General features: G+C 37.6%; 13 protein-coding genes. 1 reads left to right on the plus strand and 12 read right to left on the minus strand.

Features of this window, described 5'->3' with window-relative positions; genetic code table 11:
• Window positions 1-15: 15 nt before the first annotated feature.
• From ACIQZG_RS12635 to ACIQZG_RS12690, 12 genes are all read right to left on the minus strand, one after another.
• Complete coding sequence (locus ACIQZG_RS12635) at window positions 16-1,050, minus strand: L-threonylcarbamoyladenylate synthase (protein ID WP_402755544.1); 1,035 nt, start codon at window positions 1,048-1,050, stop codon at window positions 16-18.
• Between the two features lie 99 nt (window positions 1,051-1,149).
• Window positions 1,150-1,728: a stage II sporulation protein R gene (locus tag ACIQZG_RS12640; RefSeq protein ID WP_402755545.1), complete on the minus strand. Its 579-nt coding sequence runs from the start codon at window positions 1,726-1,728 to the stop codon at window positions 1,150-1,152.
• A 45-nt stretch (window positions 1,729-1,773) separates the two neighbouring features.
• Window positions 1,774-2,634 carry a peptide chain release factor N(5)-glutamine methyltransferase gene (prmC, locus tag ACIQZG_RS12645; RefSeq protein ID WP_402755546.1) on the minus strand — a complete coding sequence of 287 codons (861 nt, stop codon included), beginning with the start codon at window positions 2,632-2,634 and terminating at the stop codon, window positions 1,774-1,776.
• Entirely contained in the window at window positions 2,621-3,697 is a 1,077-nt protein-coding gene (prfA, locus tag ACIQZG_RS12650; protein WP_402755547.1) for a peptide chain release factor 1, read from the minus strand. Before prfA ends, prmC begins: the two co-directional genes overlap by 14 nt.
• A gap of 97 nt (window positions 3,698-3,794) precedes the next feature.
• A complete protein-coding gene (locus tag ACIQZG_RS12655) occupies window positions 3,795-4,367 on the minus strand; it encodes a thymidine kinase (protein WP_402755548.1) in 573 nt (190 codons plus the stop codon).
• Between the two features lie 145 nt (window positions 4,368-4,512).
• Window positions 4,513-4,722: a 50S ribosomal protein L31 gene (gene rpmE / locus ACIQZG_RS12660; RefSeq protein WP_402755556.1), complete on the minus strand. Its 210-nt coding sequence runs from the start codon at window positions 4,720-4,722 to the stop codon at window positions 4,513-4,515.
• A gap of 207 nt (window positions 4,723-4,929) precedes the next feature.
• Window positions 4,930-6,213 (minus strand): transcription termination factor Rho, encoded by a 1,284-nt coding sequence (gene rho, locus ACIQZG_RS12665; RefSeq protein WP_402755549.1) that lies wholly within the window; start codon window positions 6,211-6,213, stop codon window positions 4,930-4,932.
• Window positions 6,214-6,526: 313 nt separating this feature from the next.
• Entirely contained in the window at window positions 6,527-7,483 is a 957-nt protein-coding gene (gene glpX, locus ACIQZG_RS12670; RefSeq protein ID WP_402755550.1) for a class II fructose-bisphosphatase, read from the minus strand.
• A 272-nt stretch (window positions 7,484-7,755) separates the two neighbouring features.
• On the minus strand, window positions 7,756-9,042 hold the full coding sequence (locus ACIQZG_RS12675) for a UDP-N-acetylglucosamine 1-carboxyvinyltransferase (protein WP_402755551.1): 1,287 nt from the start codon (window positions 9,040-9,042) through the stop codon (window positions 7,756-7,758).
• 143 nt (window positions 9,043-9,185) lie between these two features.
• Window positions 9,186-9,836, minus strand: a complete 651-nt coding sequence (gene fsa / locus ACIQZG_RS12680) for a fructose-6-phosphate aldolase (RefSeq protein ID WP_402755552.1) — start codon at window positions 9,834-9,836, stop codon at window positions 9,186-9,188.
• 154 nt (window positions 9,837-9,990) lie between these two features.
• The gene (locus ACIQZG_RS12685; protein ID WP_402755553.1) at window positions 9,991-10,845 is read right to left on the minus strand and encodes a class II fructose-bisphosphate aldolase; all 855 of its coding nucleotides are present in this window, start codon (window positions 10,843-10,845) and stop codon (window positions 9,991-9,993) included.
• A 241-nt stretch (window positions 10,846-11,086) separates the two neighbouring features.
• A complete protein-coding gene (locus ACIQZG_RS12690; RefSeq protein ID WP_402755554.1) occupies window positions 11,087-11,446 on the minus strand; it encodes a response regulator in 360 nt (119 codons plus the stop codon).
• 167 nt (window positions 11,447-11,613) lie between these two features.
• Between ACIQZG_RS12690 and ACIQZG_RS12695 the strand changes: the two genes are divergently transcribed.
• On the plus strand, window positions 11,614-12,144 hold the full coding sequence (locus tag ACIQZG_RS12695) for a DUF2529 family protein (RefSeq protein ID WP_402755555.1): 531 nt from the start codon (window positions 11,614-11,616) through the stop codon (window positions 12,142-12,144).
• Window positions 12,145-12,301: the final 157 nt, after the last annotated feature.

Below are 12,301 nucleotides of genomic sequence, written 5' to 3' on the forward strand. Positions count from 1 at the left end.
TGAAATAAGCTAGTTTTATAAGGTATACCATTGGCCTGCAGCAGCCTTTTCCAGTCTATTCATAATTGCTGCACCCACACCATCATCTGATGTTGTCGTTGCTAAAATAATTGTTGCCTCTGTTTTATCACAAGCTCGTAATGCATGATACAGTGTTGCACCCATCTCTTCTTTGACACCTTCTTCTCCAATTGAAAAGAAATAATCCGCATTGATATTTGCAAAATTATTTGGTGCTAAAAGTGCAACCTTTTGACCTTCAGTACGTAACTTTTGGATAGCTTCGGAAGCTATTTTCTCATTGCAATCAATTAAATATACAGGTGCATCTGGTGCATAATGTGTATATTTCATACCAGGTGCTTTTGGTGTTGATGCCATGTTTTGTTCGACCTTTGTCGGCTGTATAACTGGTCCAATTGCCACTTCTAACATTTCCTTCGTAATACCACCTGGACGCAAAATCACAGGAGGTTCATGCGTTACATCTAATACTGTCGATTCAAAACCGATACCTGTTGAACCGCCGTCTAAAATATATGGAATATGCCCCTGCAAATCTTCCTCTACATGAATCGCCTCAGTAGGGCTTGGCTTCCCACTACGATTTGCACTCGGAGCAGCAAGTGGTTTTTTTAATTGTTGTAGCAACTGGAGAGCAACTGGATGATCTGGCATACGAATTCCTACTGTATGTAATCCGGCTGTTACACTTTTGGCCAAAATATTTGGTTTTGCATTCATCACCAGCGTTAATGGACCTGGCCAGAATAATTCCATACATTTTTTTGCAACTTCCGGGATCTCTTCAATATAAAGCTCTACTTCTTCTTTTGTACCAATGTGAACAATAAGTGGATTATCTGAAGGTCGACCTTTTGCTTCAAAGATTTTTTTTACCGCTTCATCATCTGTTGCAATAGCACCTAAACCATAGACAGTTTCCGTGGGAAAAGCGACAACCTCTCCTGCATTTAAGATATCCACAGCTTGTGTATAATTTGACTGACTATTCACATTACTATCCACAACTTTACGAATCGTTTTCATGATAACCCTCCTCTCTATACTTCGTTTTTATCGACTTACTCACATATTGTTAATAACTTTCAGAAAATTGTGTATAAGTTTTTTGCATTTGTAGATAACTCAATCAAAAAATCCTTTAATCCATTCCCATATAAAAAAGGTAACTGGCTCTTCCTTTTCTTCTTCTTTTTCTTTTTCAGGCTCACAAACTGAAGGGAAAATGCTGCACCACCAGTTATCCCCACGTCCATCCCCAATTTTGACAACGATAGATCGATAGACATTTTGTGGATAGAAGTTTGCATTTTGACGCTTAGGTGGAAATAAGTTATCCCCAATTGTAACCTGTGTATATAATTGTGGATAATTCTCCTTTATTTTTGCATCAATTTTCTGTTCTAACAACTTTAATTGCTCATTATCCACAGCTTGCACATTAGCTACTTGAAGAAAGTATGGTTTTAAATCATCTACTAACTGCTCTTTTTCCAATTGATCGGCAGCTGTATTGCTGTTTGCAATAACTCGAATACGAAAATCACTTTCTTGTTCACTATTACTAGTTTCCTTTGCTAAACCTACTAACTCTGGAATATATAATATGCACAGATGTAACACTAACGCCAACAACACTAGTTTTACAAACGCTAGAAAAATATTTGTTTTTGGAAATCTAACAATCTCATATTCATTTAACATAAAAAATCCCTCCTTGCTCGACATTGTCGTCAAGAAAGAGATTTTCTATTCATGAATTTCACAAAAAACCATTCGAGGTTTTCCATTAATATCTTTTTCCACAGTTACGATAGCTTGTGGAAAACTGTCTTTGAAAAAATTTGCTACCGCCGTTCCTTGTGTATAACCGATTTCTAGACCAATAAGCCCAGGCTTATTCATTAGGACTGGTAACTGCTCAGCTAATTTTCGATATAAAATCAGGCCGTCCTCCTCTGCAAAAAGCGCACTATGTGGTTCATGTCCAAGTACAACACTAGATATTTCCTTTGCTTCATCAAATGCAATATACGGCGGATTAGACAACACAATATCAAACTTTTCACCAGCAAGCGGTGCAGCTAAATCTCCTAGTCGAAAGTCAACAGTAGCGTCTAACATTTGCGCATTTTTCTTTGCAGTTTCTAACGCTGATTCTGATATGTCAGTAGCTACTACTGCAAGTGTCGGGCATTCAAGTTTCATGGAAATAGCAATCGCACCACTGCCAGTACCAATATCAGCAAGCTTCAATTGCTGCTCACCAAACAAATTATTTATACGATTTATTGTACCAAGTACTAGTTCCTCAGTCTCAGGGCGCGGAATTAACACCGATTCATCAACAATAAACGTACGTCCATAAAATTCTTCGCTACCGATACAATACTGTACCGGACGCCCCCCTGCATGTTCCTCAATTAGCGCAACAAACTTCTCAGATTGATCAGCTGTTAACTCATCATACATATGCATTATTACACCCGAATAACTTGTACCAAGTACATATTGCATCACAATACGTGCTGCTGTTTCCTCAAGACCTTTATCCACCAAAAAAGAAGAAGCCCAATTAAGGGCCTCAGATACTTGCTTATGCATCTTCATTCAATCGTTCAAGCTTCGACGCTTGCTCCTCTAACATAAGTGCATCAATAATTTCGTCAAGTTTACCTTCTACAATCTGGTCTAATTTTTGAATCGTTAAACCAATGCGGTGATCAGTAACGCGATTTTGTGGATAGTTGTATGTGCGAATGCGTTCAGAACGATCTCCTGTACCAACCGCTGATTTACGTACTGCATCAATTTCATTTTGTGCTTCGCGCATATACATATCCGCTACACGTGCACGTAGAATTTTCATTGCTTTTTCACGGTTTTTAATTTGTGAACGCTCATCCTGCATAGATACAACCACACCTGTAGGTAAATGGGTCATACGAACAGCTGACATCGTTGTATTTACCGATTGTCCACCAGCACCAGATGATGCAAATGTATCGACACGAATATCTTTTTCATGAATTTCAACGTCTACTTCTTCAACTTCTGGTAGACACGCTACTGTAGCTGTTGATGTATGGATACGACCTTGCGATTCCGTTGCTGGCACACGTTGTACACGGTGAGCACCATTCTCGTATTTAAATTTTGAGTAAGCACCTTGTCCGTTAATCATGAAAATTACTTCTTTAAAGCCACCCATTGCATTTGGTGTTGCTTCCATCAAGTCAATTTTCCAGTTTTGAGTTTCAGCATAACGTGAATACATACGGAATAAGTCTCCAGCAAAAATGTTTGCCTCATCCCCACCGGCAGCACCGCGAATTTCCATAATAACGTTTTTATTATCATTCGGATCTTTAGGGATTAATAGTATACGAAGTCGTTCCTCAAGCTCTTCTTGTTGCTCCTTTAAGCTATTGAATTCTTCCTTCACCATTTCGTGCATGTCAGGATCTTTTTCATTGTCTAACATTTCACGCGCATCAGCTAATTGCGCTTTTACCTCTTTATATTCACGGTAAGTATCTACCGTTTCTTGAATATCAGACTGTTCTTTTGAATAATCGCGTAATTTTTTGCTATCATTCACGATGTCTGGATCACTTAAAAGCTCGTTTAGTCTTTCATAACGATCATCTACTGCTTGCAGTCGATCAAACATGGCCTTCACCTCTATGATTTTAATTATCTAAATATAATAATTTTCAGCATTTCCTTACACTAGTATAAGAAAATTTTTGTATCTGTGCTACTTTTTCTTATAACGAAGGGTGTGCATGACACTTGCGACAAACTGGATAGTAAGAATCATTACCACCGATTTTAATTTGGTCACCTGTATACACAGGTTTTCCACTTTCATCCACACGTAAATTCATCGTCGCCTTTTTGTGACAGAACCAGCAGATGGTTTTCATTTCTTCAATTTTATCAGCATATGTCAACATATACTGACTACCTTCGAAAAGTTCATTTTGGAAGTCATTTTTTAAGCCAAAGCCCATCACTGGAATATCTAATTCGTCCACGATATTCGCTAACTGCAGCACATGCGCTTTTTTCAAAAATTGTACTTCATCGACGAGTACGCAATATGGCTTTTCGGCATTATTTTTTACAAGCTCAAAAATATCTGTATCTTCATAAACAGGGATTGCCTGTTGTCGCAAACCAACACGACTTGAAACATAACCAACTTCGTCACGTGTATCTAACCCTGATGTAAATATCATTACTGGTTTTTTCTGTTCTTCATAGTTATGGGCAACTTTTAAAATCTCAATCGATTTTCCACTATTCATTGCTCCATGTTTAAAATATAACTGTGCCATTCTGTAATCTCCCTTTCCTCGCATCATGCTGTGGGGTCATGATAAGTGGTGGATATTCCTATAAAAACATCCCAAAATGACCGCTTAATTACTTATACACTGAAAAAAATACCTGCCAAGCACATGCTTGGCAGGTATTAAACTATTATTGTTCGTTTTTAAGACCGTATTTTTTGTTGAAACGATCAACACGTCCGTCAGCAGACGCGAATTTTTGACGACCAGTGTAGAATGGGTGACATTCGTTGCAGAACTCGACAACGATGCTTTCTTTCACTGAGCCAGTCTTGAAAGTATTACCACAAGAGCAAGTTACTGTTGCTTCTTTGTAATCTGGGTGAATTCCTTGTTTCATATTCGATTTCTCCTCTCGCCCTGAACCATCTGGAACAGAGTATTTTTCGAACTGTACCTTACATAGCCCGAATATGTCGGCTACATATGTACACGTTACATACATTAGATATACTAACATATTGAATGTATTATTTGCAACAATAAAATCGATTTTTAGCTCTTTCATTAACTTACATATTAAAAATCAAGAGGACGCCTTATATTATTACAACAATCCTTTTCCCTTTGTAGCTTTTTTCATATCTTCATTTAATTTCTCAAAAAATTCATCGTTTGATTTTGTTGTACGTAATTTTCTTAAGAAGCGTTCTGCAAAATCAGATGAATCCGAGAATGTTTTACGAATTGCCCATAATTTTTCTAACTGCTCTGGTTCAAGAAGTAATTCTTCTTTTCGTGTACCTGATCGACGAATATCAAGCGCTGGGAATATACGGCGCTCTGCTAATTGACGATCTAAATGTAACTCTAGATTACCTGTTCCTTTAAATTCCTCATAGATAACTTCATCCATACGTGAACCCGTATCGACTAATGCTGTAGCTAAAATTGTTAAACTGCCGCCTTCTTCGATATTACGCGCAGATCCAAAGAAACGCTTTGGACGATGGAATGCTGCCGGGTCAATACCACCCGATAATGTACGACCACTCGGTGGAATGACTAAGTTATAAGCACGAGCGAGACGTGTGATAGAGTCCATTAAAATAATGACATCACGCTTATGTTCAACTAAACGACGTGCACGCTCTAATACAATTTCAGCAACTTTCACATGGTTTTCTGGTACTTCATCAAACGTCGAGCTCACAACATCAGCTTTTACAGAACGCTCAATATCCGTCACTTCCTCAGGACGCTCATCAATTAATAATACAATTAACTCTGCATCTGGATAATTTGTCGTAATGGCATTGGCAATTTCTTTTAATAATGACGTTTTCCCGGCTTTTGGTGGCGCTACGATTAAACCACGTTGGCCAAAACCAACTGGTGCCACTAAATCCATAATACGAGTGGAAATATTGCTTTGTGTTGTTTCCAATTTAATTTGACGGTCAGGATAAAGAGGTGTCAACGCTGGGAAATGTACACGTTCTTTCGCAACTTCTGGATCTTCCCCATTTACCGCATCTACTTGTAATAACCCGTAATAACGCTCATTTTCTTTCGGTGGACGTACTTTTCCAGAAACTTTATCCCCATTACGCAAATCAAATCTGCGGATTTGGGATGCAGAAATATAAATATCTTCTTTACTTGGTGAATAATTAATCGGGCGAAGGAAACCAAAACCTTCTTGAGAGACAATTTCCAGTACACCTTCCATAAAGAAGAAACCTTCTTGCTCTGAACGCGTTTTTAAAATTGAAAAAATCAATTCTTTTTTTGTTAACTTGCTATAGTAAGAAATTTTATATTGGCGTGCAAGGGCATATAGCTCCTTTAGCGTCATATTCTCTAATTGCGAGATTGTCAAAGTTGACATAGACACAGCTCCAGTCTTTTTTTAAATGTTATTAATATGTTCAAATTGGGATAATCGTTGAAGTTTAGATAATAGAAGAATTATTTTAGAAGAAGGTACCTAGCACATAAAAATGTACTAGGTACTTTTTTTGGATTAATTACTCCTCGGCGTCATTACGCCCAGATTTTAAATTGCGCTTGGGATCGCATGTTACAGCTTAATTAACTGTTGTCGCAGGGATGCGACGTATTTAAACTAGCATCCTCCATCACTTCTTTTAAAATCTATAACGTGAATTGGAGGTTTTCACACTAGTATGTAGAAGTTATTTTCAATAGCTAGGCTTTTTCTCTAGCGCATGACGACCTTCGACAAAACGAACAGTACCAGATTTTGCACGCATAACAACTGAATGAGTTAATGCATAAGCACCTTTATATTGAACACCCTTTAAAAGTTCACAATCTGTCACAGCAGTTGCAGCAAAAATTGCATCATCACCTTTAACAAGATCATCTAGATAAAGTACTTTATCTACATCAATGCCCATTTTTTTACAACGTTCTAATTGTTCTTCATCTTCAGGTACTAGCTTTGCTTGGAAATCTCCACCTAGGCATTTTAACGCAACAGCAGAAATAACGCCTTCTGGTGCACCACCTATGCCGAACATAATATCAATACCTGTTTCATCAAATGCTGTATTTATGGCAGCACCAACATCGCCGTCTTGAATAAATTTAATACGAGCGCCAGCCTCACGAATTTCATCTACAATTGCTTGGTGACGTGGGCGATCTAAAAGCGTAGCCACGACATCTGAAATATCTTTATTTTTCGCTTTTGCAACTTGTAATAAGTTATAAGTAACAGATGCATTAATATCGACTTTACCAGCAGCTTCTGGGCCTACCGCGATTTTCTCCATATACATATCTGGTGCATTTAAAAGATTACCTTTATCTGCAATTGCAAGAACAGTCATTGCACCGTTCGTGCCTTTTGCAACGATATTTGTACCTTCTAAAGGATCGACCGCGATATCTACGCTTGGACCACCATTACGAAGACCAAGCTCTTCTCCAATATATAGCATTGGAGCTTCGTCCATTTCGCCTTCACCAATTACTACTGTAGCATGCATTGGAATTGTATCGAACATAACGCGCATTGCTGTTGTTGCTGCATCATCTGCCTCAATTTTCAGACCACGCCCCATCCATTTTGCGGATGCGATTGCTGCTGCCTCTGTTACACGTACTACTTCCATAGATAAACTGCGTTCCATTGTTGTTTTGCCTCCCGTTATCGGCACTATTACCGAAACATATCAATTTCGCCTAGGCATATTCGGCATTTAGATTTTGAAATGATGTATTTACACCCCAAAACTGCGACCACCACCAAAGGCTTTAATCTTATTCAGCTGGGTTTGAGTGCTTACTGAAAAAAGCTAAAACCTATATTCACCTCGTAACGCTCAGAGATGGAGACTTCAGCTGAATAAAATTAAAATTAACTCTATTGTAACACAACTATTTCCAAACGTTTACCCACACTTTATTCCTTATGTTCGCCAACACCGACCATTATTGTCTCACGTCGAATATCTGCGCCTAAATCACGTAATTTTTCAATAAGTGAGCTATAACCTCGTTCAATATGATAAATATCATGGATTTCTGTTACACCTTCTGCTAAAAGTCCTGCAAGTACTAAAGCAGCACCTGCACGAAGGTCTGTTGCAGTCACTCTAGACCCTTGTAATTGATTTGGTCCTGTAATAATTGCTGTGTTACCTTCAACACGGGCGTTAGCATTCATACGACGTAGTTCATCGATATGTTTAAAACGCGCTGTGTAGATTGTATCCGTCACTTTCGAAGAGCCAAATGCCTGTGTCATTAAAACGGAAAGTGGTTGCTGAATATCCGTTGGGAATCCTGGATAAACTAACGTCTTTACATCAACAGATTGTAACGTTGACAAATCAGTCTTTGGGATATAAATACTTTCTTCTCCAATTTCAATTTTCACACCCATTTCACGAAGCTTAGCTGTAATCGCCTCTAAATGAAGTGGAATAACATTGTCGATTGTTATACCATCACCTACAGTCGCTGCCATAATCATAAATGTAGCCGCTTCTATACGATCAGGAATAATTGTATGCTCCGTGCCATGTAACTCATCAACACCCTCGATACGAATCACGCTCGTACCCGCACCCTTAATATTGGCACCCATATTTGTTAACAATGTTGCAACATCAATAATTTCAGGTTCTTTCGCAGCATTTTCAATAACTGTTCGCCCTTTTGCACGTACTGCCGCGAGCATAATATTAATCGTCGCACCGACACTTGCCACGTCTAAATAAATTTTCGCTCCGATTAATTCATCTGCTCTTAAATAGATCGCCCCATGCTCGTTTGTTATTTTGGCTCCAAGTGCTTCAAAACCTTTAATATGCTGATCAATTGGACGTGGACCTAGGAAACAACCTCCTGGTAAACCGATAACAGCCTTTTTAAAGCGTCCAAGCATTGCGCCCATTAAATAATATGAAGCACGTAATTTTTTCACATTTCCATTAGGCAACGGTAATGCGATCATATTCGAAGGGTCAATTTCCATCTTTCCATTTTTAAACGATACTTCACCGCCAATTTCTTCTAATAGTGCTTTTAACGTCCAAGCATCAGAAATTTCCGGTATTCCCCCAATTGTCACTGGAGAGCTCGCCAAAATCGATGCAGGAATTAAGGCGACTGCACTATTTTTTGCACCACTTACTTTAATTGTACCTTTTAGACGATTTTCGCCAGTAATTTTATAAACATCCATTTCGCGTTCTCCCTTATAATTGGAAAAATATAATATTTTTCGTTATTTCTAGACATTCACGCACGTTTAGCGCTTCACTACTAATACTAGCTATTAACGGGCGTGAATGCACTTTTCTTTATTTGTTTAACTGTATAATCTTATTATTCGCTTTTTCTCTTATTCCAATCCGCTAAAAATCCTTCGATTCCTTTATCAGTTAATGGATGTTGGAAAAGTTGTTTTAACACTTTAAACGGAGTTGTAGAAATATGTGCTCCCGCAAGTGCTGCCGCAGTTACATGTTGAGGATGACGAACTGAAGCTGCGATTATTTCTGTATCAATATTATGAATTGTAAATATGTCTGCAATTGTTTCAATAAGTTCCACACCATTTAGACCAATATCATCTAGACGGCCAATAAATGGAGATACATATGTAGCACCTGCACGAGCAGCCATCAATGCTTGGTTTGCACTAAAAATTAATGTTACGTTTGTTTTAATGCCTTTTTCTGAAAAGAATTTACAAGCAGTTAAGCCAGCTGGTGTCATTGGTAATTTAACCGTAATATTTGGGGCAATTGCCGCTAGTTCTAATCCTTCTTTGATCATACCTTCTGCATCAAGAGCAATGACTTCACCACTAATAGATCCGTCAACTAGCTCAGCAATTTCACGTAGACGATCGTGGAAAGAAACATTTTCTTCTTTTGCCACTAAAGATGGGTTCGTTGTAACACCCGATAAAATCCCCCATGCATGGGCTTCTTTAATTTCCTCGTAATTCGCTGTATCAATAAAAAACTTCATAATATTTCCTCCTCCACTTTTCTCATCTAATAACTGCTAATAGTCCGTTCTCTTAAAAACAAGAGAAGGTCGATTACAAGCATCAACACTTCTCTTATTGTACACAATATTCATCTAAATTACTTTTAACATGTCCTACATGATAAAGCGAAAATTATGCTTTTTGAGAACTACCGAATTCACGCATTTTGCCAATTACAGTTGCTTTAATCGCATCACGTGCAGGAATTAAATATTTACGTGGGTCATATACTTCTGTATCTTTTGCTAATACTTCTCGAACTGCTTTTGTAGCAGCAATTTGGTTTTCAGTATTAACATTAATTTTTGCTGTTCCTAAAGAAATTGAACGTTGGATATCTTTTGTTGGAATACCTGTACCACCGTGTAATACTAATGGTAGGTCCGCTAAATTAGAAATCTCTTCCATTTCTTTGAAACCTAAGTTTGGTTCACCTTTGTACGGTCCATGAACTGAACCTAATGCTGGTGCTAAGCAGTCAATATTTGTTGCTTCTACAAGTTGTTTACATTCAGCTGGATCTGCGTACATAATACCGCCGATAACGCCATCTTCTTCGCCACCTACTGTACCAAGCTCTGCTTCTACAGAAACACCTTTAGCATGTGCATACTCAACAACTTCAGAAGTGATTTTCACGTTTTCTTCAAATGAATGATGTGAAGCGTCAATCATTACAGATGTGAAACCAGCGTCAATTGCCTCTTTACATTTATCAAAACTTGAACCATGATCAAGGTGAATTGCTACAGGTACTGTAATTTTATAGCTTTCGATTAATCCTTTTACCATGTGTACTACTGAGATAAAGCCACCCATATATTTTCCGGCGCCCTCAGATACACCTAAAATAACAGGAGAATTTTCTTCCTGTGCAGCAAGTAAAATTGCTTGTGTAAATTCAAGGTTATTGATGTTAAATTGACCAACTGCATAACCCTCTGATTTTGCCTTGATTAACATTTCTTTCATTGATACTAATGCCATTACTAAAATCCTCCTCTTAGGACTATTTTGTAAACAAAATTGCTTTTTTATCATAGCAAAAATAGAGTACTCTGAAAAGTATTTTCAGCTTACTCTGTTCTATGTACGGGAAATGTAACATTCCGTTCAATATTTTCTCTTTTTATGGGAACATTATCAATTTTATGGATGGTTTGTTTTTCTATATAAACCATCCTTTTGTCTTTCAAATAACATATTATGTTTATAACTAATAGCAAGTTTAACTTTTTAAAATTTTATTCACTTCATCACGTACTTCAAAAATATCAAAAGGTTTTGTAAAGTAACGAATTGCTCCTAAATTTAGCGCCTCTTGTACGATATCAAGCTCTCCATATGCCGTCATCATAAAAACAGGAAGCCCTGGCCATTTTTCTTTCAAGCGTTTTAAAATTTCAATACCATTCATTCCTGGTATTTTCATGTCTAGTAAAACGCAATCCAACTCATGTTCCTCAGCAAAACTTAATGCCTCTATTCCATTGGCCGCCAAATATGTAGCATAGCCCTCTTTTTTTAACACCTCATTCAAAAGCAAACGAATTCCCTGCTGATCATCAACAATTAGTAGTCGTTTCACCTTCTATTCATCTCCTCAGTAATAAATTATTATTGTAATTATTATCCTAAATATTTTCCTTTATATGTATAATTCTCTTTTCGTTTCTTAATACCTCCCTATATTATATATTTTTTGTTTTTGATTTATATTTTTCGCAAATATATAATATTTAGTGAGGTGGAAATATGTCAAAAATACTTACAACTCAATTGAGTGGTTTGTTACAAAGAATAACACAAAATGAAGAAGAAGCAATCGAAGAAACTGCACGTTTGTTGGCTCAAGCAGGAATTGGTGCGGGTAATATTTATTTTGCATGCTTTGGTGAAATGCAAGCAGTAGAAGTAAATGCACTGAACAGCGTAGAACGTTTCACAAAATTATTGCCATGGACAACAGATACTATATTAGAAGATGCAGACCGTGTATGTATCTTCACACGTAGCGCATTTGACGAGGAAGCTCTTGCCCTTGCGCGCAAATTAAATGAAGATTTCATTCCATTTGCGGCCGTTGCTAGTGAAGTCCCTACTGCTGAAAATCCATTAGCAGATTTAGCATACACATACATTTCAACACGCATTCGCGGAGGTCTTCTACCAAATGATTTAGGTGAGCGAATTGTCATACCACATACAATTGCCGCCCTTTTCATCTATGAGGCCATTAAAATGGCTTTCGATGAAATGCTGTCACTTGATGAAGAAGAACTATAGATAATTTTAACGCTACAACATGTAAAAAGCTCACTTTCCTCATGTCTGAACTGAACCCTATTAAGTAGACAGTTTAATAAAAGACCATTTGCTACATTAAACAGCGATTAAATGACTTCGGTATGCTGCCGGAGTCATTTTTTTTAACGTCCATTGC

It is taken from the genome of Lysinibacillus sp. NPDC096418, from assembly GCF_044762775.1.
Classification (GTDB): Bacteria; Bacillota; Bacilli; order Bacillales_A; family Planococcaceae; genus Lysinibacillus.

Coding starts and splice junctions, on each gene's coding strand:
- ACIQZG_RS12635 (WP_402755544.1), bottom strand. CDS start 1,050: ATGAAAACGATTCGTAAAGTTGTGGATAGTAATGTGAATAGTCAGTCA.
- ACIQZG_RS12640 (WP_402755545.1), bottom strand. CDS start 1,728: ATGTTAAATGAATATGAGATTGTTAGATTTCCAAAAACAAATATTTTT.
- prmC (WP_402755546.1), bottom strand. CDS start 2,634: ATGAAGATGCATAAGCAAGTATCTGAGGCCCTTAATTGGGCTTCTTCT.
- prfA (WP_402755547.1), bottom strand. CDS start 3,697: ATGTTTGATCGACTGCAAGCAGTAGATGATCGTTATGAAAGACTAAAC.
- ACIQZG_RS12655 (WP_402755548.1), bottom strand. CDS start 4,367: ATGGCACAGTTATATTTTAAACATGGAGCAATGAATAGTGGAAAATCG.
- rpmE (WP_402755556.1), bottom strand. CDS start 4,722: ATGAAACAAGGAATTCACCCAGATTACAAAGAAGCAACAGTAACTTGC.
- rho (WP_402755549.1), bottom strand. CDS start 6,213: ATGTCAACTTTGACAATCTCGCAATTAGAGAATATGACGCTAAAGGAG.
- glpX (WP_402755550.1), bottom strand. CDS start 7,483: ATGGAACGCAGTTTATCTATGGAAGTAGTACGTGTAACAGAGGCAGCA.
- ACIQZG_RS12675 (WP_402755551.1), bottom strand. CDS start 9,042: ATGGATGTTTATAAAATTACTGGCGAAAATCGTCTAAAAGGTACAATT.
- fsa (WP_402755552.1), bottom strand. CDS start 9,836: ATGAAGTTTTTTATTGATACAGCGAATTACGAGGAAATTAAAGAAGCC.
- ACIQZG_RS12685 (WP_402755553.1), bottom strand. CDS start 10,845: ATGGCATTAGTATCAATGAAAGAAATGTTAATCAAGGCAAAATCAGAG.
- ACIQZG_RS12695 (WP_402755555.1), top strand. CDS start 11,614: ATGTCAAAAATACTTACAACTCAATTGAGTGGTTTGTTACAAAGAATA.